This is a genomic window from Citrobacter sp. FP75 (assembly GCF_018342065.1).
Classification (GTDB): domain Bacteria; phylum Pseudomonadota; class Gammaproteobacteria; order Enterobacterales; family Enterobacteriaceae; genus Citrobacter.
Window position 1 is genome coordinate 585733 of record NZ_JAFDOE010000001.1, and the last position, 21752, is coordinate 607484.

Below are 21752 nucleotides of genomic sequence, written 5' to 3' on the forward strand. Positions count from 1 at the left end.
GATGCCATTCGTGATGTCGATAGCCGCCGACAGGCAACGGTCTTCTCACCATAAGCCCAGGCATTGCGCACCGTAAATCCCTCTGGGTTTCGGGTTATTGTGATGGGTAGCGACTCTGAACAGTGATGTTAGAAGGGTCAGGCAGGAGTAGGGAAGGAATACAGAGAGACAATAATAATGGTAGATAGTAAGAAGCGCCCTGGCAAAGATCTCGACCGTATTGATCGTAACATTCTTAATGAGCTGCAAAAGGATGGGCGTATTTCTAACGTCGAGCTTTCTAAACGAGTGGGACTTTCACCAACGCCCTGCCTTGAGCGTGTGCGTCGGTTGGAAAGACAGGGTTTTATTCAGGGCTATACGGCGCTGTTAAACCCGCATTATCTGGATGCATCACTTCTGGTTTTTGTTGAGATTACTCTGAATCGTGGCGCCCCGGATGTGTTTGAGCAATTCAACACTGCAGTGCAAAAACTTGAAGAAATTCAAGAGTGTCATTTGGTTTCCGGTGATTTCGACTACCTGCTGAAAACACGCGTACCGGATATGTCAGCATACCGTAAGCTCTTAGGGGAAACCCTGCTGCGTCTGCCTGGCGTGAATGACACACGTACTTACGTGGTAATGGAAGAAGTCAAACAGAGCAATCGTCTGGTAATTAAGACGCGCTAACACGGAACAGGTGCAAAATCGACGTAGTTTGATTACACTCCTGTTAATCCATACAGCAACAGTGCCGGGGCAACCCGGTGCTGTTGTCCGTTTTAGCATCGGGCAGGAAAAGCCTGAAACCTGGAGAGCCGTTTTTGAGCCAGGAATACACTGAAGACAAAGACGTCACATTGACGAAGTTAAGCAGCGGGCGCCGACTTCTGGAAGCGCTATTGATCCTTATTGCCCTTTTTGCCGTCTGGTTGATGGCTGCCTTACTCAGCTTTAACCCTTCGGATCCCAGTTGGTCGCAAACCGCGTGGCACGAGCCTATCCATAATCTTGGGGGGATCCCCGGTGCGTGGCTGGCGGACACGCTGTTCTTTATTTTTGGCATAATGGCCTACACCATACCTGTCATCATTGTCGGTGGTTGTTGGTTCACCTGGCGACATCAGGCCAGTGATGAATACGTCGACTATTTTGCCGTGTCGCTGCGTATTATTGGCGTTTTGGCGATTATTCTTACCTCTTGTGGACTGGCTGCAATCAATGCCGATGACATCTGGTATTTCGCTTCTGGCGGCGTGATTGGCAGCCTGCTCAGCACCACGCTACAGCCACTGCTGCACAGCAGCGGGGGAACGCTCACGCTATTGTGTATCTGGGCCGCCGGTTTGACGCTGTTTACCGGCTGGTCATGGGTGAGCATTGCGGAAAAATTAGGCGGCTGGTTACTCAATATCCTGACGTTTGCCAGCAACCGTACTCGCCGCGATGATACCTGGGTTGATGACGAAGAATACGAAGACGATGAAGAGTCTGTCGACGCCGCCCAAGGAAAACCGCATGAATCACGCCGGGCGCGTATTCTTCGCGGCGCGTTAGCGCGTCGTAAACGCCTGGGCGAGAAATTTACCAACCCGCTTGGTCGTCATACCGATGCTGCGCTGTTTTCCGGCAAACGGATGGATGACGAAGATGAAATTGAATACAGCGCCCGTGGCGTTACCGCCGATCCGAATGATGTTCTGTTCTCCGGAAATCGCGCCACGCTGCCTGAATATGATGAATTCGATCCACTGCTAAATGGTCACTCGGTGACCGAACCAGTGGCAGCCGCTGCGGCCGCCACTGCTACTGCAACAACGCAGGCCTGGAGCGCACCCGTCGATCCTTTGCTGCAAACTCCGCCAGTCCCCGGGGGCGTACCTGTTCAACCTGCACCGGCCGTTGCGTGGCAACCTGCGCCCGCGCCACATGTGACTGAGTCGGTTATTGCACCGGCACCTGAAGGTTATCCGCAGCCTGCACAGTATGCCCAGCCGACGGCGCAGGCTTATGAGCCCTGGCAGCAGCCCGCACCGGTTGAACCTCAGCCGCACTATGCTGTGCCGCCAGTTGTCGAATCGCAATACCAACAGCCTGTAACCCCGCAGCCGCAACAGCAGTGGCAGCAAGAGCCCGTACAGCAGCCGGTTCATTCACCGGAGCCTGCGTATAACGCGCCATCGGCCTATCAGCAGGAATCTACATTCCAGCCGCAGCCTTCCTTCGCGCAACATGCTGAACAGCCACTGGCTGTAGAGCCTGAACCGGTTGTGGAAGAGACGAAACCGGCACGTCCGCCGCTCTACTACTTTGAAGAAGTCGAAGAAAAACGTGCGCGTGAACGTGAGCAGCTAGCCGCCTGGTATCAGCCGATTCCAGAACCGGCTCAGGAACCTGAGCGTGTGAAACCGTCTATGCCATCGATGCCTACAGCCGCTTCTATACCTCCGGTGGAATCTGTCGCGGCAGTCGCACCGCTGGCTGCTGGAGTTAAAAACGCAGCATTGGGTGCCGGGGCCGCCGCCGCTGCACCTGTGTTTAGCCTGGCGGGTAGCGGTGCGCCACGTCCGCAGGTGAAAGAGGGGATTGGTCCGCAACTGCCGCGTCCAAATCGTGTCCGTGTACCAACGCGTCGTGAGCTGGCTTCGTATGGCATAAAATTACCGTCGCAGCGTATGGCTGAAGAGAAAGCGCGCGAAGAGCAGCTTGATACGAACTATACCGACGATGAAATTGATGCTATGCAACAGGATGAGCTGGCGCGTCAGTTCGCACAGTCGCAGCAGCATCGCTATGGTGAAGAGTATCAGGACGATACGCATCAGGTTGAGGACGAAGAGTCTGCAGCAGAAGCGGAGCTGGCTCGTCAGTTTGCCTCTTCCCAGCAGCAGCGTTATTCTGGTGAACAGCCTGCGGGCGCTAATCCGTTCTCTCTGGATGATTTTGCTTTCTCACCGATGAAAGCGCTGGTGGATGATGGCCCGCATGAGCCGCTGTTTACCCCAAGCGTGATGCCGGAACCTGAGCCACAGCCTGTCGCTCCGCAGCAGCATTATCAGCAGCCGCCACAGCCTGTCGCTCCGCGGCAGCATTACCAGCAGCCGCCACAGCCTGTCACGCCGCAGCCGCAGGATAGCCTGATCCATCCGTTATTGATGCGTAATGGTGACAGCCGTCCTGTACAACGCCCAACCACGCTGCTGCCATCGCTGGATCTGCTCACTCCGCCACCGGCAGAAGTTGAGCCAATAGATACTTTCGCGCTGGAGCAAATGGCGCGTCTGGTTGAAGCGCGCTTAGCCGATTTTCGCATTAAAGCCGATGTGGTGAACTATTCGCCGGGCCCGGTAATTACCCGATTTGAACTGAATCTGGCGCCGGGTGTTAAAGCAGCGCGGATTTCTAACCTCTCCCGTGACCTGGCGCGTTCGTTGTCCACCGCTGCGGTTCGTGTGGTGGAGGTTATTCCGGGTAAACCGTACGTAGGGCTGGAATTACCGAACAAAAAACGTCAGACCGTCTATCTGCGAGAAGTGCTGGATAACGCGAAATTCCGCGATAACCCATCTCCGCTTACCGTGGTGCTTGGCAAAGATATTGCGGGCGAACCGGTTACTGCTGATTTGGCGAAGATGCCGCATCTGCTGGTGGCGGGTACCACGGGTTCCGGTAAGTCTGTTGGGGTCAACGCCATGATCCTCAGCATGCTGTACAAGGCGCAGCCGGAAGATGTGAGATTCATTATGATCGACCCGAAAATGCTCGAGTTGTCGGTGTATGAGGGCATCCCACATCTGTTGACTGAAGTGGTTACCGACATGAAAGATGCTGCCAACGCGTTGCGCTGGAGCGTCAATGAAATGGAGCGCCGTTATAAGCTGATGTCAGCGCTTGGCGTGCGAAATCTGGCGGGGTACAACGAGAAAATCGCTGAAGCAGAGCGCATGGGGCGTCCGATCCCGGATCCGTACTGGAAGCCGGGCGATAGCATGGATGTTACCCATCCGGTGCTGAAAAAAGAGCCTTACATTGTGGTCCTGGTGGATGAATTTGCTGACCTGATGATGACCGTCGGTAAAAAGGTGGAAGAGTTGATCGCCAGACTGGCGCAAAAAGCGCGTGCGGCGGGTATCCACCTTGTATTAGCGACTCAGCGCCCATCGGTTGATGTGATTACCGGGCTTATCAAAGCCAACATCCCGACCCGTATCGCCTTTACCGTGTCGAGCAAAATTGACTCGCGTACCATCCTTGATCAGTCAGGGGCAGAATCACTGTTGGGGATGGGGGATATGCTCTATTCCGCGCCAAACTCGACGATTCCGGTGCGTGTACATGGTGCTTTTGTGCGCGATGAAGAAGTTCACGCCGTTGTTCAGGACTGGAAAGCGCGCGGTCGTCCGCAATACGTTGAGGGAATCACCTCTGACAGCGAAAGCGAAGGCGGCGGCGGTGGTTTTGACAGTGGGGAAGAACTGGATCCGCTGTTTGACCAGGCCGTTAAGTTTGTCACGGAAAAACGTAAAGCCTCTATTTCCGGTGTTCAGCGTCAGTTCCGCATTGGTTACAACCGCGCGGCGCGTATTATTGAACAGATGGAAGCGCAGGGGATCGTCAGCGAGCAAGGGCATAATGGTAATCGTGAAGTGCTGGCGCCGCCGCCCTTCGATTGATTGCAAAGTTAAGTAATTCAGTATTTTCTACTTTCCTCATGCTGATTTTTGGCCTGGAATGGATAGCAGAGGGATCTCCCCGTCGGGAGTGACGAATTTTGAGGAATAACGATGAAAAAAATCGCAATCACCTGTGCATTACTGTCGAGCTTTGTAGTGAGCAGCGTCTGGGCTGATGCAGCCAGCGATCTGAAAAGCCGTCTGGATAAAGTCAGTAGCTTTCATGCCAGCTTTACTCAGAAGGTAACCGATGGCAGCGGCGCAGCGGTGCAGGAAGGTCAGGGCGATTTGTGGGTTAAACGTCCGAACCTGTTTAACTGGCATATGACGCAGCCTGACGAAAGCATTCTGGTTTCCGACGGTAAAACGCTGTGGTTCTTTAACCCGTTTGTCGAGCAGGCAACGGCAACCTGGCTGAAAGATGCCACGGGCAACACCCCGTTTATGCTGATTGCGCGTAACCAGTCCAGCGACTGGCAGCAGTACAACATTAAACAAAACGGTGATGACTTCGTGCTGACCCCAAAAACCAGCAGCGGCAATCTGAAGCAGTTCACCATCAATGTTGGACGCGACGGAACTATCCATCAGTTTAGCGCCGTCGAGCAGGACGATCAGCGCAGTAGCTATCAGCTGAAATCTCAGCAGAATGGCGCGATCGAACCATCAAAATTCACCTTTACCCCACCGCAGGGTGTCACGGTAGACGATCAACGTAAGTAGAGGCGTGTGAGTGGGTAATCTGTCGCTCGATTTTTCTGATAATACCTTTCAGCCACTGGCCGCACGTATGCGGCCAGAAAATTTAGCGCAGTATATCGGCCAGCAGCATTTACTGGCTGCGGGTAAGCCCTTGCCGCGCGCCATCGAGGCCGGACACCTGCACTCCATGATCTTATGGGGACCACCCGGCACGGGTAAAACCACGCTTGCCGAAGTGATCGCCCGTTACGCGAACGCGGACGTTGAACGTATTTCGGCTGTCACCTCTGGCGTGAAAGAAATTCGTGAAGCGATTGAACGTGCGCGTCAGAACCGTAACGCCGGTCGGCGCACTATATTGTTCGTGGACGAAGTCCACCGGTTTAATAAAAGCCAGCAGGACGCCTTTCTCCCGCATATTGAAGATGGCACCATTACGTTTATTGGCGCCACGACCGAAAACCCTTCGTTTGAATTGAATTCGGCATTACTGTCGCGCGCGCGCGTTTATTTGTTGAAATCGCTTACCACCGACGATATTGAGCAGGTGCTGGATCAGGCGATGGCGGACAACGCGCGGGGCTACGGCGGTCAGGACATTGTCCTGCCGAGTGAAACGCGTCGAGCTATTGCCGAACTGGTGAATGGTGACGCACGTCGGGCATTAAATACGCTGGAAATGATGGCCGATATGGCAGAAGTCGATGCCAGCGGGAAACGCGTTTTACAGCCTACGTTGTTGACTGAGATTGCCGGAGAGCGTAGCGCTCGCTTTGATAACAAAGGTGACCGTTTTTACGATCTTATCTCGGCATTACATAAATCAGTACGCGGCAGCGCGCCGGATGCGGCACTCTACTGGTACGCACGCATCATTACAGCAGGGGGCGATCCGCTGTATGTGGCACGTCGCTGCCTGGCAATTGCTTCCGAAGACGTGGGTAATGCCGATCCCCGTGCCATGCAGGTGGCCATTTCGGCATGGGATTGTTTCACCCGCGTGGGGCCAGCAGAAGGTGAGCGGGCGATAGCTCAGGCGATTGTTTATCTGGCCTGCGCGCCGAAGAGTAACGCGGTTTATACCGCCTATAAAGCGGCACTGGCAGATGCTCGCGACCGTCCGGATTACGACGTACCGGTGCATTTGCGTAATGCACCTACGAAGTTAATGAAGGAAATGGGTTACGGGCAGGAATATCGCTATGCGCACGATGAGCCGAATGCGTATGCTGCCGGCGAAGAGTACTTCCCGCAGGAACTGGCACAAACACGCTATTATCACCCAACAAACAGAGGTCTTGAGGGTAAGATTGGCGAAAAGCTCGCCTGGCTTGCCGGACAGGATCAAAATAGCCCTATAAAACGCTACCGTTAGCGCGATCGTTGCGGTAATGTTGGCAATGTATCCCTGTGACTGCAGGCTGTGGTCACTTTCTCCCATTTTAATTCGATAAGCACAGGATAAGCATGCTCGATCCCAATCTGCTGCGTAATGAGCCAGACGCAGTCGCTGAAAAACTGGCAAGCCGGGGCTTTAAGCTGGACGTAGATAAGCTGCGCGCTCTTGAAGAGCGTCGTAAAGTTCTGCAGGTACAAACTGAAAATCTGCAGGCAGAGCGTAACTCTCGATCGAAATCCATCGGCCAGGCAAAAGCGCGCGGGGAAGATATCGAGTCTTTACGTCTGGAAGTGAACAAACTGGGCGAAGAGCTGGATGCCGCGAAAGCTGAACTTGATACCTTACAGGCTGAAATTCGCGATATTGCGCTGACCATTCCTAACCTGCCTGCGGACGAAGTCCCGGTAGGTAAAGATGAAAATGACAACATCGAAGTCAGCCGCTGGGGCACGCCGCGTGAGTTTGATTTCGACGTACGCGATCACGTTACGTTGGGTGAAATGCACGCGGGGCTCGATTTTGCTGCCGCCGTTAAGCTGACCGGTTCTCGTTTCGTGGTCATGAAAGGACAGATTGCGCGTATGCACCGTGCGCTGTCTCAGTTCATGCTCGATCTGCATACCGAACAGCATGGCTACAGCGAAAACTACGTGCCGTACCTGGTTAACCATGACACGCTGTACGGTACGGGCCAGTTGCCGAAGTTTGCCGGCGATCTGTTCCATACGCGTCCACTGGACGAAGAAGCTGACAGCAGCAACTATGCGCTGATCCCAACGGCAGAAGTTCCGCTGACCAACCTCGTTCGTGATGAAATCATTGACGAAGATGCGCTGCCAATCAAAATGACTGCGCATACGCCATGCTTCCGTTCAGAAGCGGGCTCTTACGGTCGTGACACCCGCGGTCTTATCCGTATGCACCAGTTCGATAAAGTTGAGATGGTGCAGATCGTTCGTCCTGAAGATTCCATGGACGCGCTGGAAGAGATGACCGGTCATGCTGAAAAAGTCCTTCAGCTGCTGGGTCTGCCGTACCGTAAGATCATTCTGTGTACCGGCGACATGGGCTTCGGCGCATGCAAGACCTACGATCTGGAAGTGTGGATCCCGGCACAGAATACCTACCGTGAAATCTCATCCTGCTCCAACGTGTGGGATTTCCAGGCTCGTCGCATGCAGGCACGTTGCCGCAGCAAGTCCGACAAAAAGACCCGTTTGGTTCATACGCTGAACGGTTCTGGTCTGGCGGTTGGCCGTACTCTGGTTGCCGTAATGGAAAACTATCAGCAGGCTGATGGCCGCATTCAGGTTCCGGAAGTATTACGTCCATACATGAATGGCCTGGAATACATCGGGTAAGTTATCATTCCCAGCTAAAAAAGCGCCTGCGGGCGCTTTTTTTATGCCTGCTTGACGCCGGACAATAACCCTTACCTCATTAGTGGTAATACTACCTTTGAACGAAAGTCAGTATTTATCTCTGTCTTTACGTAAATTCACTATATACCAGTCTGTATAACGATAGTATCGATATATAAACATCTATACAGCGATTGTTTCTTTATTGTGAGCAGCAGAGTGAGCCACTATGAAAACTAAGATCCCCGATGCCGTGCTGGCAGCTGAGGTGAGTCGTCGCGGTTTGGTTAAAACGACGGCGATAGGCGGACTGGCGATGGCCAGTAGCGCGTTTACCCTGCCATTTACCCGTATTGCCAATGCTGCAGAAGCCATTAATCCGGCGCAGGTCAATGAGAAAGTGATCTGGAGCGCCTGTACGGTGAACTGCGGTAGCCGCTGCCCACTGCGTATGCATGTGGTGGACGGTGAAATCAAATATGTTGAAACCGACAACACCGGCGATGACAATTATGAGGGGCTGCACCAGGTTCGCGCCTGTCTGCGCGGCCGTTCTATGCGCCGTCGTGTCTATAATCCGGATCGTCTGAAATACCCAATGAAGCGCGTAGGTAAGCGCGGAGAAGGTAAGTTCGAGCGTATCAGTTGGGATGAGGCCTATGACATCATCGCCAATAACATGCAGCGTCTGATCAAAGACTACGGCAACGAGTCTATCTACCTGAACTACGGCACAGGTACGCTGGGTGGTACCATGACACGCTCATGGCCACCGGGAAAAACGCTGGTCGCACGCCTGATGAACTGCTGTGGTGGCTACCTGAACCACTACGGGGATTACTCTTCTGCGCAAATCGCTGCCGGGTTGAATTATACCTACGGCGGCTGGGCGGACGGTAACAGCCCGTCAGATATCGAAAACAGTAAACTGGTTGTTCTGTTTGGTAATAACCCTGGTGAAACGCGCATGAGCGGTGGCGGGGTAACGTATTACCTCGAACAGGCGCGGCAGAAATCCAATGCACGGATGATCATTATCGATCCGCGCTATACGGACACCGGTGCTGGTCGTGAAGATGAATGGATCCCGATTCGTCCGGGAACCGATGCGGCACTGGTCAATGGTATCGCCTACGTCCTGATCGCTGAAAATATGGTCGATCAACCGTTCCTCGATAAATACTGCGTGGGTTACGACGAGAAAACCTTGCCAGCCGACGCACCGAAGAACGGTCACTATAAGGCGTATATTCTTGGGCAGGGCAAAGACGGTATTGCCAAGACCCCGGAGTGGGCGGCGCAGATAACCGGTATTCCTGCTGAACGTATCGTTAAGCTGGCACGTGAAATTGGCAGCGCTAAACCTGCTTATATCAGCCAGGGTTGGGGCCCACAGCGTCACGCCAACGGTGAAATAGCGACCCGCGCCATTTCTATGCTGGCCATTCTGACCGGTAACGTTGGGATTAACGGTGGCAACAGCGGGGCGCGTGAAGGCTCATACAGTTTGCCGTTTGAACGTATGCCGACGCTGGAAAACCCTGTAGAAACCAGCATCTCAATGTTTATGTGGACGGACGCCATTGAGCGTGGCCCAGAGATGACGGCGCTGCGTGACGGCGTTCGCGGTAAAGATAAGCTTGATGTTCCGATTAAAATGATCTGGAACTACGCCGGTAACTGTCTGATTAACCAGCACTCTGATATCAACCGCACGCATGAAATTCTGCAGGATGATAAGAAGTGCGAGATGATTGTCGTTATCGACTGCCACATGACGTCCTCGGCGAAATACGCCGATATTTTGCTGCCGGATTGCACGGCATCTGAGCAAATGGACTTCGCGCTGGATGCCTCATGCGGGAACATGTCCTATGTGATTTTCACCGATCAGGCGATCAAACCACGCTTCGAATGCAAAACTATCTACCAGATGACCAGCGAACTGGCGAAACGGCTTGGCGTTGAGCAGCAGTTCACCGAAGGCCGTACTCAGGAAGAGTGGATGCGTCATCTGTATGAACAGTCGCGCAAAGCGATACCTGAACTGCCAACGTTTGAAGAGTTCCGTAAGCAAGGGATCTTTAAGCAACGCGATCCACAAGGGCATCATGTGGCGTACAAAGCGTTCCGTGAAGATCCTCAAGCCAACCCGCTCACTACACCATCGGGCAAAATTGAAATTTATTCGCAGGCGTTGGCGGAAATTGCGGCCACCTGGGAACTGCCTGAAGACGATGTGATCGATCCATTGCCAGTCTATGCCCCGGGCTTTGAAAGTTTAAGCGATCCGCTGGCAGATAAATTCCCGCTGCAGCTGACGGGCTTTCACTACAAATCACGCGTTCACTCGACCTATGGCAACGTGGATGTGCTGAAAGCGTCCTGCCGTCAGGAAATGTGGATTAACCCGCTGGACGCGCAACGACGCGGTATTCACAACGGCGACAAGGTGCGTATCTTTAATGATCGTGGCGAGGTGCATATCGAGGCGAAAGTCACGCCGCGTATGATGCCAGGCGTGGTAGCGCTGGGTGAGGGTGCCTGGTATGACCCGGATATGAAACGTGTGGATCAGGGCGGCTGCATCAACGTGCTGACGACTCAGCGTCCTTCTCCTCTCGCTAAGGGGAACCCGTCACATACGAACCTTGTTCAGGTTGAAAAGGTGTAAGGAGTAACCGATGACAACCCAGTATGGATTTTTTATTGATTCCAGCCGTTGCACCGGTTGCAAAACCTGCGAACTGGCCTGCAAAGACTACAAAGATTTAACCCCGGACGTCAGCTTCCGTCGTATTTACGAATACGCTGGTGGCGACTGGCAGGAAGATAACGGCGTCTGGCATCAGAATGTCTTTGCCTATTACCTCTCCATTGCGTGTAACCACTGCGAAGATCCAGCGTGTACCAAGGTGTGCCCGAGTGGCGCGATGCACAAGCGCGAGGACGGTTTTGTGGTCGTTGATGAGGACGTGTGCATTGGCTGTCGTTACTGTCATATGGCCTGTCCTTACGGCGCGCCACAGTACAATGCGGCCAAAGGGCATATGACCAAGTGCGATGGTTGCCACGACCGTGTTGCCGAGGGTAAAAAGCCGATTTGCGTCGAGTCCTGCCCGCTGCGCGCTCTGGATTTCGGTCCGATTGACGAACTGCGCAAAAAGCACGGTGAGCTGGCGGCGGTTGCGCCACTGCCGGGCGCACACTTTACCAAACCAAGTATTGTCATCAAACCTAACGCCAATAGCCGCCCGACCGGGGATACTACAGGTTATCTGGCCAATCCGAAGGAGGTGTAAGATGGGAAGTGGATGGCATGAATGGCCGCTGATGATCTTCACGGTCTTCGGACAGTGTGTGGTTGGTGGCTTTATCGTTCTGGCGCTGGCGCTGATGAAAGGGGAATTACGTCCTGAAGCACAGCAGCGCGTGATTGCCTGCATGTTTGGTCTGTGGGTGCTAATGGGCATCGGCTTTGTCGCGTCCATGCTGCACCTGGGGTCGCCAATGCGTGCTTTTAACTCCCTTAACCGCATCGGTGCTTCTGCACTGAGTAACGAAATTGCCAGCGGCTCACTCTTCTTCGCTGTGGGCGGAATCGGCTGGTTGATGGCGACGTTGAAAAAAATGTCACCGGCGTTACGTAATCTCTGGTTAGTCGCCACTATGGTGCTGGGCGTGGTGTTCGTCTGGATGATGGTGCGCGTGTATAACACCATTGATACGATCCCGACCTGGTACAGCGTCTGGACGCCGCTGGGCTTCTTCCTGACGCTGCTTATGGGCGGTCCGCTGCTGGGATACCTGCTGCTGCGAGTCGCTGGAATTGACGGCTGGGCAATGCGCCTGCTGCCAGCTATTTCAGTATTTGCATTGGTGGTGAGCGCTATTATGGCGGTGATGCAGGGGGCTGAACTGGCGACAATTCACAGTTCAATTCAGCAGGCATCTGCATTGGTACCGGACTACGGCTCGCTGATGGCGTGGCGTATTGCGGCGCTGGCTTTGGCGCTGTGCTGCTGGATTGTGCCGCAGGTAAAAGGCTACCAACCTGCCGTACCATTGCTGTCAGTGGCATTTATTCTGCTGCTGGTTGGCGAATTGATTGGTCGCGGCGTATTCTACGGTCTGCATATGACCGTGGGCATGGCGGTTGCCAGCTAACGTGAAAAATGCCGAATAGCGCTGTGCACAGCGCTATTCGGTAAATAAATAATGCGGTTCATCCATGAAATTTTTCGACTGAACGAAACGCGATAATTTTGTTTTAGATCAATTAAAACAAGCAGATGTACTTTCTCACTTTTTAGCTATTCATATTAAGAATCAGTAATACAAATCGATCGTCCTGAAAGCGCTTCAGGCCTCTGATTGCGCCGATTGACAATGTTTTTGGCAGTGGCATGATGCGCATGAAATTTGAACTTCCTCACGGTTTTTATTCATGTCTACCTATACCCGACCCGTTATGCTGCTGCTGTGCGGGCTGCTTCTGCTGACTCTGGCGATTGCCGTGTTAAACACGCTCGTCCCGCTTTGGCTCGCCCATGAAAATCTGCCAACGTGGCAGGTCGGCGTGGTCAGTTCGTCCTATTTCACCGGCAATCTGGTCGGGACGCTATTGACCGGGTATTTAATCAGGCACCTTGGCTTTAACCGCAGCTATTACATTGCCTCGTTTATTTTCGCCGTGGGCTGTGTCGGACTGGGCGTGATGGTGGGATTCTGGAGCTGGATGACCTGGCGTTTTATCGCGGGTGTCGGCTGCGCCATGATTTGGGTAGTGGTGGAAAGCGCGCTGATGTGCAGCGGGACCTCCCGTAATCGCGGGCGCTTACTGGCTGCATATATGATGGTCTATTACGTGGGGACGTTTTTAGGGCAGCTGTTAGTCAGTAAAGTCTCGACAGAACTCATGAGCGTTTTGCCGTGGGTAACCGGCACGATCCTGGCGGGGGTGTTACCGCTGCTCTTTACTCGCATCATGAATCAGCAAAGCGAGGAACAACATTCGACGCCGATAGCCTCGATGTTGAGACTTCGTCAGGCTCGTCTGGGCGTGAACGGCTGTATTATCTCTGGAATTGTGCTGGGCTCTTTGTATGGCTTGATGCCGCTGTACCTTAACCATCAGGGGGCAAGCAATGCCAGCATTGGTTTCTGGATGGCGGTGATGGTCAGCGCGGGTATCCTGGGGCAATGGCCGATTGGCCGTCTGGCGGATAAATTAGGCCGCCTGCTGGTTTTACGTGTGCAGGTTTTTGTGGTGATCCTCGGCAGCATTGCGATGCTTAATCAGGCTGCAATGGCTCCGGCGTTGTTCATGCTGGGGGCAGCAGGGTTTACCCTCTACCCGGTAGCGATGGCCTGGGCCTGCGAAAAAGTGGAGCACCATCAACTGGTCGCCATGAACCAGGCATTGTTATTAAGCTATACCGTTGGGAGTCTGTTGGGGCCGTCTTTTACCGCGATGCTGATGCAGAATTTCTCAGACAGCCTGTTATTTATCATGATCGCCAGCGTGTCGTTTATTTATTTACTGATGCTGCTGCGTCAAACTGGGCACAAGCCTAATTCCGTGGCGCATATCTGAGATCATTTAACAGATTACTATGGGTTCCCATTCATACAAACTACGTATATTTGATGGGAACTCATCGTATTTAATCACCACGCATCTTTCCTGAAAAATAAACTGTGCAGAAGATTATAGTTTTACATTCTGCCATTTCCGCCCGTTCATTTTACCGCGCATAATCCCTCGCCTTATTGATCGATATTTAAAATCGCACCCACGAAGGATCGCGTATGGCCGGTGTTCAGGAAAAACAATTGCGATGGTACAACATCGCCTTGATGTCGTTTATTACCGTTTGGGGGTTTGGCAACGTTGTTAACAACTATGCTAATCAGGGATTGGTGGTTGTCTCCTCCTGGATCTTTATTTTTGCGCTCTATTTTATTCCCTACGCGCTGATCGTCGGACAGCTTGGTTCTACCTTTAAAGATGGAAAAGGGGGCGTCAGTACCTGGATTAAACACACCATGGGACCGGGGCTGGCTTATCTTGCTGCATGGACTTACTGGGTGGTGCATATTCCTTACCTGGCGCAGAAACCGCAGGCTATTCTGATTGCCCTGGGATGGGCGCTGAAGGGGGATGGGTCACTCATTAAAGAATACACCGTAGTGGCGTTGCAGGGACTGACGCTGGCGCTGTTTGTCTTTTTCATGTGGGTTGCATCCCGAGGGATGAAGTCACTGAAAATTGTGGGCTCTGTGGCCGGTATTGCGATGTTTGTGATGTCAATTCTGTATGTCGTGATGGCAGTAACCGCACCGGCCATCACCGATGTCGAGATCGCTACCACCAATATCACCTGGGAATCGTTCATTCCGCACATTGATTTCACTTATATTACGACGATTTCGATGCTGGTCTTCGCGGTGGGTGGTGCGGAGAAAATTTCACCTTACGTTAATCAGACCCGCAATCCCGGCAGAGAATTCCCGAAAGGAATGTTGATTCTGGCCATTATGGTGGCGGTGTGTGCGATCCTCGGATCGCTGGCAATGGGGATGATGTTTGACTCACGGCATATCCCCGATGATTTAATGACCAATGGCCAGTATTATGCTTTCCAGAAACTGGGCGAGTATTACGGTATGGGTAATACGCTGATGGTTATTTATGCGGTTGCCAACACGCTGGGGCAGATTGCGGCTTTAGTGTTTTCTATCGATGCGCCGCTTAAAGTTTTGCTGGGTGATGCAGACAGTCGGTATATTCCTGCGCGTTTGTGCCGCACAAATGCGTCCGGTACGCCGGTGAACGGTTATATACTGACGTTAGTGTTAGTCGCGATTCTGATTATGTTGCCGACGCTGGGAATTGGCGATATGAACAACCTGTATAAATGGTTGCTCAATCTTAACTCGGTTGTGATGCCGCTGCGTTATTTATGGGTGTTCGTGGCATTTATTGCCGTTATTCGGCTGGCGCAGAAGTATAAGTCAGAATATGTCTTTATCCGCAACAAAACGCTGGCGTTAACCGTCGGCGGATGGTGTTTTGCCTTTACCGCGTTTGCCTGCCTCACCGGGATCTTTCCAAAAATGGAAGCTTTTACCCCTGAGTGGACGTTCCAGCTGACGCTGAACATTGCGACACCGTTTGTGCTGGTCGGACTGGGATTGATTTTCCCGCTGCTGGCGAGAAGAGGGCGTTAAGAGATATTGCGGTGGGTAACGCGCTTGCTACCCACCGGAAAGAATCAATACATCACTTTATGACCATACTGTTCAAGGATGCCTTTCACGCGATCCATGGTCTCTTTCTTCGGCGGCTTCACGCCATCCAGTTTGTACTCTTCGCCCATTGCCACCCATTTGTGTTTTCCCAGTTCGTGGTAAGGCAGCAGTTCGATTTTTTCGACGTTACCCATATCGCGGGTAAACTCGCCCAGGCGATGTGCGGAATCGTCATCATCAGACCAACCCGGCACGACAACGTAGCGGATCCACACGTTGATATCTTTGTTAGACAAATAGCGTGCGAACTCCAGCGTACGATGATTGGATACACCCACCAGATTCTGGTGAATTTCATCGTTCATTTGTTTGAGATCGAGCATCACCAGGTCGGTCACTTCCAGCAACTCATCAATCACTGGATCGTAGCGACGAACAAAACCGTTGGTGTCGAGACAGGTGTGAATACCTTCTTTCTTACAGGCGCGGAACCAGTCGCGAACGAATTCAGCCTGCAGGATGGCCTCACCGCCGGATGCCGTGACGCCACCACCGGAGGCGTTCATAAAGTGACGATAGGTCACTACTTCTTTCATCAATTCTTCAACGGTGACTTCTTTACCACCGTGCGTATCCCACGTATCACGGTTATGGCAATACAGGCAGCGCATCAGGCAGCCCTGGAAGAAGGTAATAAAACGGATGCCCGGGCCGTCTACGGTGCCACAGGATTCAAAGGAGTGAATGCGACCAATAACTGACATTGCGGTGTATCTCCAGATATGGCCCATCCGGGGCCAGAGTGAGTGCACAGTTATTAACTGTGTCGAGTCTGTTTTGGCAGTCATCCATAAGTATAGATAGCTGACGAAACAGGCTGGGTCTGAGGAGTAACCTGTTAAAAAGGCCCCACTTACGTGGAGCCTTTATTGTACTCTTTTTCAGTCAGACAGGGAATTACATGGTCTGAGTGAAAGTACGGGTAATAACATCCTGCTGCTGTTCTTTAGTCAGGGAGTTAAAACGTACTGCGTAACCAGATACACGGATGGTCAGCTGAGGATATTTCTCAGGATGTTCCATCGCGTCCAGCAGCATTTCACGGTTCATAACGTTCACGTTCAGGTGCTGACCACCTTCGATGGACGCTTCGTGGTGGAAGTAACCATCCATCAGACCCGCCAGGTTGGTCTTACGAACTTCGTCGTCTTTACCCAGAGCGTTCGGAACGATAGAGAAGGTGTAAGAGATACCATCTTTAGCGTAAGCAAACGGCAGTTTCGCAACGGAGGTCAGAGAGGCAACAGCACCTTTCTGGTCACGACCGTGCATTGGGTTAGCACCCGGTCCAAACGGTGCGCCAGCACGACGACCATCTGGGGTGTTACCGGTTTTCTTACCATATACCACGTTAGAAGTGATGGTCAGAACAGACTGAGTCGGGATAGCGTTACGGTAAGTAGTCAGTTTCTGAATTTTCTTCATGAAACGTTCTACCAGGTCAACCGCCATGTCATCAACGCGAGAGTCGTTGTTACCAAACTGCGGGTATTCGCCTTCGATTGCGAAGTCGATAGCCAGACCGTCTTCGTCACGAATCGGTTTAACTTTCGCATATTTGATTGCAGACAAGGAGTCAGCAGCAACGGACAGACCTGCGATACCACACGCCATGGTGCGGATAACGTCACGGTCGTGCAGCGCCATCAGAGAAGCTTCGTAGCTGTATTTGTCGTGCATGTAGTGGATAACGTTCAGTGCGGTGACGTACTGTTTAGCCAGCCAATCCATGAAGTGATCCATGCGTTCCATTACTTCGTCGAAGTTCAGGACGTCACTTTTGATTGGTTCAGATTTCGGACCAACCTGGATTTTCAGTTTTTCATCAACGCCGCCGTTGATTGCGTACAGCATGGTTTTCGCCAGGTTTGCACGCGCACCGAAGAACTGCATTTGTTTACCAACAACCATCGGGCTTACGCAGCAAGCGATAGCGTAATCGTCGTTGTTGAAGTCCGGACGCATCAGATCATCGTTCTCATACTGCAGAGAAGAGGTGTCGATGGACACTTTAGCGGCGAATTTCTTGAAGTTCAGAGGCAGTTTTTCAGACCACAGAACGGTGATGTTCGGCTCCGGAGAAGGACCCATGGTGTACAGGGTGTTCAGGAAGCGGAAGCTGTTTTTGGTCACCAGAGTACGACCGTCAACGCCCATACCACCGATTGATTCAGTTGCCCAAATCGGGTCACCGGAGAACAGTTCATCATATTCAGGTGTACGCAGGAAGCGAACCATACGTAGTTTCATGACCAGGTGGTCAATCATTTCCTGAGCGTCTTGTTCGGTGATTTTGCCTGCTTTGATATCACGTTCGATGTATGCGTCCAGGAAGGTGGATACGCGACCGAAGGACATTGCTGCGCCGTTCTGAGACTTAACAGCGGCCAGGTAGCCGAAGTAGGTCCACTGGATAGCTTCCTGAGCGTTGGTAGCCGGACCAGAGATATCGCAGCCATATTTAGCAGCCATTTCTTTGATCTGACCCAGTGCGCGGTGCTGCTCAGCGATTTCTTCACGCAGACGGATAGTTGCTTCCAGGTTTACGCCATTTTCAAGATCGGACTGCAGAGAGACGAACTGAGCGTATTTGTCTTTCATCAGGTAGTCGATACCGTACAGCGCAACGCGACGGTAGTCACCGATGATACGGCCACGGCCATACGCATCTGGCAGACCAGTCAGAATACCGGATTTACGGCAGTTCAGAATGTCTTTGGTATAAACATCGAATACGCCCTGGTTGTGGGTTTTGCGGTATTCGGTGAAGATTTTTTTCAGCATCGGGTCCAGTTCGCGATTGTATGCTTTGCAGGAACCTTCAACCATTTTGATGCCGCCAAACGGAATGATCGCACGTTTCAGCGGAGCTTCAGTCTGCAGACCAACGATTTTCTCAAGCTGCTTGTTGATGTAGCCAGCGTCGTGAGAAGTGATGGTAGAAGCAACGGAGGTGTCAAAGTCAACAGGCGCGTGAGTGCGGTTTTCCTGTTTAACGCCTTCCATCACGCTCTCCCACAGTGCAGTGGTCGCTTCAGTTGCGCCAGCCAGGAAGGACTCGTCACCCTCATACGGAGTGTAGTTTTTCTGAATGAAGTCACGGACGTTTACTTCATTCTGCCAATCACCTTTGGTAAAACCTTCCCAGGCTGTGGCTAACTTTTCATTAAGCTCGGACATGTAACACCTACCTTCTTAAGTGGATTTTTTATTTACTACGTGTAATGGGCATCAACATATTAATGATGATCGTTACCACGTAGGTAAATGACCCAGTATGTCAACCCGACTAACAAACCGCCGCCGATAATGTTACCGATCGTAACCGGAATCAGGTTATCGGTGATGAAATTCATCACGGTCAGGTGAGAGAAATTCTCCGGAGAAGAACCGACAGCGGTCCAAAATTCCGGCGTGGCGAAATCGCGTATTACGATACCCATAGGGATCATAAACATGTTTGCGATACTGTGCTCAAAACCGCTGGCAACAAACATTGCGACCGGTAATACCATGATAAACGCTTTGTCCATCAGGCTGCGACCTGAGTAGCTCATCCATACGGCCAGACACACCATCAGGTTAGCCAGAATGCCGAGGCTGACGGCTTCAACAAAGGTGTGATGCACTTTGTGATCGGCGGTTTGCAGGACGTTTAGCCCCCAAGCGCCGTTGGCGGTCATATATTCGCCGGAAAGCCACATCAGTAGCACAAAGAGCAAACAACCAATCAGGTTGCCAACATAGACGTTAAGCCAGTTTTTTGCCAGTTGGCCCCAGGTAATGCGCCCACTGGCCTTCGCGACGACAATCAGTACGGTTGAAGTAAAGAGGTCAGCGCCGCAGACAACACAAAGAATCAGGCCCAGGGAAAAGCAGATACCACCGATCAGTTTAGCCATGCCAAAGGGCATTGTTCCAGTACCGGTCGTGGCGGTGATATAGAAAACAAAGGCAATTGAAATGAACACACCGGCAGTAATTGCCAGATAGAACGTCTTAAGCGGATGTTTCGTTGCTTTATAGACGCCTGCTTCTTCGGCAACTTTGGCCATAGCAGCAGGAAGTATAAGATCAAAAGGGTTGTCAGCTTTCACACTAACTCTCTCTTTATTAAGTCGGCGACGAGATACTAACAAAGCATTATAGATGAGAATTTGATATAGATCATATCTCGCCTGGCTTATAGGCCCGTAAGACGCATGGTTTTTATGCGATTACGGAGTAACTTTTTGATTATTCAAGTAAAAATAAATTTTAAAAATTATAAAGTGAGTTGAATTTTTTCCTTTAACCTCCAGTTGAGCGGTTAATTAAAATGGAGTAATTGAGATAAAATGCAACACTAGCAAACTATTTTTTTTAATATCAACCACTAATTATTAACCTTGTTTTCACATTTATTTTTGTGTAATCAAAAATAAAAAAACGGGGCACTAAAAGCGCCCCGTAATATAGCGTAGTCAATTGTTGAAGCCTACTCAGAGCAGGCTATTTGCTATTATTTTGACCAGTATGCTGCTTTTGCACGCTGCAGTTTTTCGTAGGCTTTCAGCAGAGACTGATGTGCCGGGAAAGCCTGCAGATCGTTATCGACGGCTTGAAGGCCATAGAACGGCGCTTCTCCACTTAATGCCGCACTTGCCGCTTCAACAGCATCGGCACCGTACATACGTACGAAGGCGTTCAAATACTGCAGCGGCTGGCGATCGTCTTCCTGTGACAGCAGCAGCAGCGTTTGCAGGCAACGGTAGTAGTTGGCACGTTCGGCGCTAAAGACGGAGGTGTTAAATTCCATCGTCCACTCGGTCCAAATCAGCGCCTGCTCAAGATCGCCACCGGCCAGCGCCAGCATCACTTTCAGTTCGCCAATGCGCAGCGTAGACCAACCGTTATCTGGACCGGTTGCCAGACCGAGCAGCTCACGCACGCGGGTAAAGTCGTCAAAACCTTCTTCGTCCAGCTGTTCGAGCAGGCTGAGATAGTCTTCTTTATCCCATTCGCTGCCTGGCAGAGAAAGAATCGTTTCACGCAGATGCGTACCCATACCGTTATTCGCTAACCACAGATCTTCAGCCGGATAGATGTCAGACATTCCCGGAACGATGATACGGCAAGCGTAAACGCCCAGATGCTCGTAATCCGCGATATACACTTCTTTATCTTCGGTTTTGAAGATAGCCATCAGAGTGGCGAACTCTTCTTCCGTGGTGCCGGAGAAATTCCAGTCAACGAACGGATAATCGGCATCCTGCTTGAACAGATCCCAGGAGATCAGGCCGCTGGAATCGATGAAATGGGTTTCGAGGTTGGTATGCTCAGCCACTTCTTCATCATCAAAGGTCGGCGGCATAAAGACATCAAGATCTTTCAGACCGCGGCCCTGCAGCAGTTCGGTGACGGTACGTTCCAGCGCTACGCCGAAGTCCGGGTGAGCACCGAATGACGCAAAACAGGTCCCGTTCGCCGGGTTAAACAGCACCACGCAGATAACCGGGTATTTACCGCCCAGCGAGCCGTCATAGGCGAAAATAGGGAATCCTTCAGACTCCAGCTTGGCGATGGATTCGACCACGGCCGGATAGCGTGCCAGCACGTCGGCCGGAATTTCCGGCAGGCTGATGCTTTCTGCGATAATGCGATTCTTCACATAGCGTTCAAAGACTTCAGACAGCCCCTGAACGCGCGCTTCATTCGGGGTGTTCCCTGCAGACATCCCGTTAGAGACATACAGGTTGCCGATGATATTCATCGGAATGTACACGGTTTGGTTATCAGACTGGCGGGTAAACGGCAGGCCGCAGATACCGCGTTCTTCATTGCCTGACTGCAGGTCGATCAGCATGCTGCCGGCCAGTTCGTTATCTGGATCGTAGAACGCGCGCAGACGCTCATCCAGCAGACCTTCCGGCACATTGTCGTCTTCAGTCAGCGGGAACCATTTTTCGTTCGGGTAATGCACGAACGGGCCGTTAGCGATGGTTTCACCCAGCCAGAAATCGGCGAAGAAATAGTTGGTGGACAGACGCTCAAAATATTCGCCCAGCGCGGAAGCCAGCGCCGCTTTTTTCGTCGCACCTTTACCGTTGGTGAAACACAGGGCGCACTCTTTATCGCGAATATGTACAGACCAGACGTTAGGAACGGGATTCAACCATGAGGCTTCTTCAATCTGGAAACCGAGGTCGAGGAGTTTTTGCTGGAAGCGGGCGATGGAATCTTCCAGAGCGGCATCTTTGCCGGGAATAAATGTTTGCGTCATGAAAATCACTTTTGTCGTACGGAAAGCGCGCAATGATACGGGTTTTATATGAATGGTGC

At 52.0% G+C, this 21752-nt stretch carries 14 protein-coding genes; 10 read left to right on the forward strand and 4 right to left on the reverse strand.

Features of this window, described 5'->3' with window-relative positions:
- Positions 1–177 precede the first annotated feature (177 nt).
- The 10 genes from lrp to JQ822_RS02795 all read left to right on the forward strand — a co-directional run bounded on the left by lrp (position 178) and on the right by JQ822_RS02795 (position 15350).
- Positions 178–672, forward strand: a complete 495-nt coding sequence (gene lrp / locus JQ822_RS02750; RefSeq protein ID WP_000228473.1) for a leucine-responsive transcriptional regulator Lrp — start codon at positions 178–180, stop codon at positions 670–672.
- A 134-nt stretch (positions 673–806) separates the two neighbouring features.
- Positions 807–4655, forward strand: a complete 3849-nt coding sequence (locus JQ822_RS02755) for a DNA translocase FtsK 4TM domain-containing protein (protein ID WP_213132179.1) — start codon at positions 807–809, stop codon at positions 4653–4655.
- 111 nt (positions 4656–4766) lie between these two features.
- The gene (gene lolA, locus JQ822_RS02760) at positions 4767–5378 is read left to right on the forward strand and encodes an outer membrane lipoprotein chaperone LolA (protein ID WP_096757694.1); all 612 of its coding nucleotides are present in this window, start codon (positions 4767–4769) and stop codon (positions 5376–5378) included.
- A gap of 10 nt (positions 5379–5388) precedes the next feature.
- Positions 5389–6732, forward strand: a complete 1344-nt coding sequence (gene rarA, locus JQ822_RS02765; protein WP_213132180.1) for a replication-associated recombination protein RarA — start codon at positions 5389–5391, stop codon at positions 6730–6732.
- Between the two features lie 92 nt (positions 6733–6824).
- On the forward strand, positions 6825–8117 hold the full coding sequence (serS, locus tag JQ822_RS02770; RefSeq protein WP_096757692.1) for a serine--tRNA ligase: 1293 nt from the start codon (positions 6825–6827) through the stop codon (positions 8115–8117).
- Between the two features lie 229 nt (positions 8118–8346).
- Positions 8347–10791, forward strand: a complete 2445-nt coding sequence (gene dmsA, locus JQ822_RS02775; protein ID WP_213132181.1) for a dimethylsulfoxide reductase subunit A — start codon at positions 8347–8349, stop codon at positions 10789–10791.
- A gap of 10 nt (positions 10792–10801) precedes the next feature.
- Positions 10802–11419, forward strand: coding sequence for a dimethylsulfoxide reductase iron-sulfur subunit DmsB (dmsB, locus tag JQ822_RS02780; RefSeq protein ID WP_096757690.1), 618 nt, complete (start codon positions 10802–10804; stop codon positions 11417–11419).
- Between the two features lies 1 nt (position 11420).
- A complete protein-coding gene (locus JQ822_RS02785) occupies positions 11421–12284 on the forward strand; it encodes a dimethyl sulfoxide reductase anchor subunit family protein (RefSeq protein ID WP_213132182.1) in 864 nt (287 codons plus the stop codon).
- 280 nt (positions 12285–12564) lie between these two features.
- Complete coding sequence (locus JQ822_RS02790; RefSeq protein ID WP_213132183.1) at positions 12565–13713, forward strand: MFS transporter; 1149 nt, start codon at positions 12565–12567, stop codon at positions 13711–13713.
- 215 nt (positions 13714–13928) lie between these two features.
- A complete protein-coding gene (locus tag JQ822_RS02795; protein ID WP_213132184.1) occupies positions 13929–15350 on the forward strand; it encodes an APC family permease in 1422 nt (473 codons plus the stop codon).
- A 44-nt stretch (positions 15351–15394) separates the two neighbouring features.
- Here the strand turns inward: JQ822_RS02795 and pflA are convergent, their stop codons facing one another.
- The 4 genes from pflA to ycaO form a co-directional block, all read right to left on the reverse strand.
- Positions 15395–16135, reverse strand: coding sequence for a pyruvate formate lyase 1-activating protein (pflA, locus tag JQ822_RS02800; protein ID WP_135322514.1), 741 nt, complete (start codon positions 16133–16135; stop codon positions 15395–15397).
- 193 nt (positions 16136–16328) lie between these two features.
- Complete coding sequence (gene pflB / locus JQ822_RS02805; RefSeq protein ID WP_213132185.1) at positions 16329–18611, reverse strand: formate C-acetyltransferase; 2283 nt, start codon at positions 18609–18611, stop codon at positions 16329–16331.
- A gap of 59 nt (positions 18612–18670) precedes the next feature.
- On the reverse strand, positions 18671–19528 hold the full coding sequence (gene focA / locus JQ822_RS02810) for a formate transporter FocA (protein ID WP_213132186.1): 858 nt from the start codon (positions 19526–19528) through the stop codon (positions 18671–18673).
- A gap of 404 nt (positions 19529–19932) precedes the next feature.
- Positions 19933–21693 (reverse strand): 30S ribosomal protein S12 methylthiotransferase accessory factor YcaO, encoded by a 1761-nt coding sequence (ycaO, locus tag JQ822_RS02815; protein WP_213132187.1) that lies wholly within the window; start codon positions 21691–21693, stop codon positions 19933–19935.
- Between the last annotated feature and the right edge of the window lie 59 nt (positions 21694–21752).

Bases quoted from the DNA above. Each gene is read 5' to 3' on its own strand.
- lrp (WP_000228473.1), top strand. From the start codon at position 178: ATGGTAGATAGTAAGAAGCGCCCTGGCAAAGATCTCGACCGTATTGAT.
- lolA (WP_096757694.1), top strand. From the start codon at position 4,767: ATGAAAAAAATCGCAATCACCTGTGCATTACTGTCGAGCTTTGTAGTG.
- serS (WP_096757692.1), top strand. From the start codon at position 6,825: ATGCTCGATCCCAATCTGCTGCGTAATGAGCCAGACGCAGTCGCTGAA.
- dmsA (WP_213132181.1), top strand. From the start codon at position 8,347: ATGAAAACTAAGATCCCCGATGCCGTGCTGGCAGCTGAGGTGAGTCGT.
- dmsB (WP_096757690.1), top strand. From the start codon at position 10,802: ATGACAACCCAGTATGGATTTTTTATTGATTCCAGCCGTTGCACCGGT.
- JQ822_RS02785 (WP_213132182.1), top strand. From the start codon at position 11,421: ATGGGAAGTGGATGGCATGAATGGCCGCTGATGATCTTCACGGTCTTC.
- JQ822_RS02790 (WP_213132183.1), top strand. From the start codon at position 12,565: ATGTCTACCTATACCCGACCCGTTATGCTGCTGCTGTGCGGGCTGCTT.
- JQ822_RS02795 (WP_213132184.1), top strand. From the start codon at position 13,929: ATGGCCGGTGTTCAGGAAAAACAATTGCGATGGTACAACATCGCCTTG.
- pflA (WP_135322514.1), bottom strand. From the start codon at position 16,135: ATGTCAGTTATTGGTCGCATTCACTCCTTTGAATCCTGTGGCACCGTA.
- pflB (WP_213132185.1), bottom strand. From the start codon at position 18,611: ATGTCCGAGCTTAATGAAAAGTTAGCCACAGCCTGGGAAGGTTTTACC.
- ycaO (WP_213132187.1), bottom strand. From the start codon at position 21,693: ATGACGCAAACATTTATTCCCGGCAAAGATGCCGCTCTGGAAGATTCC.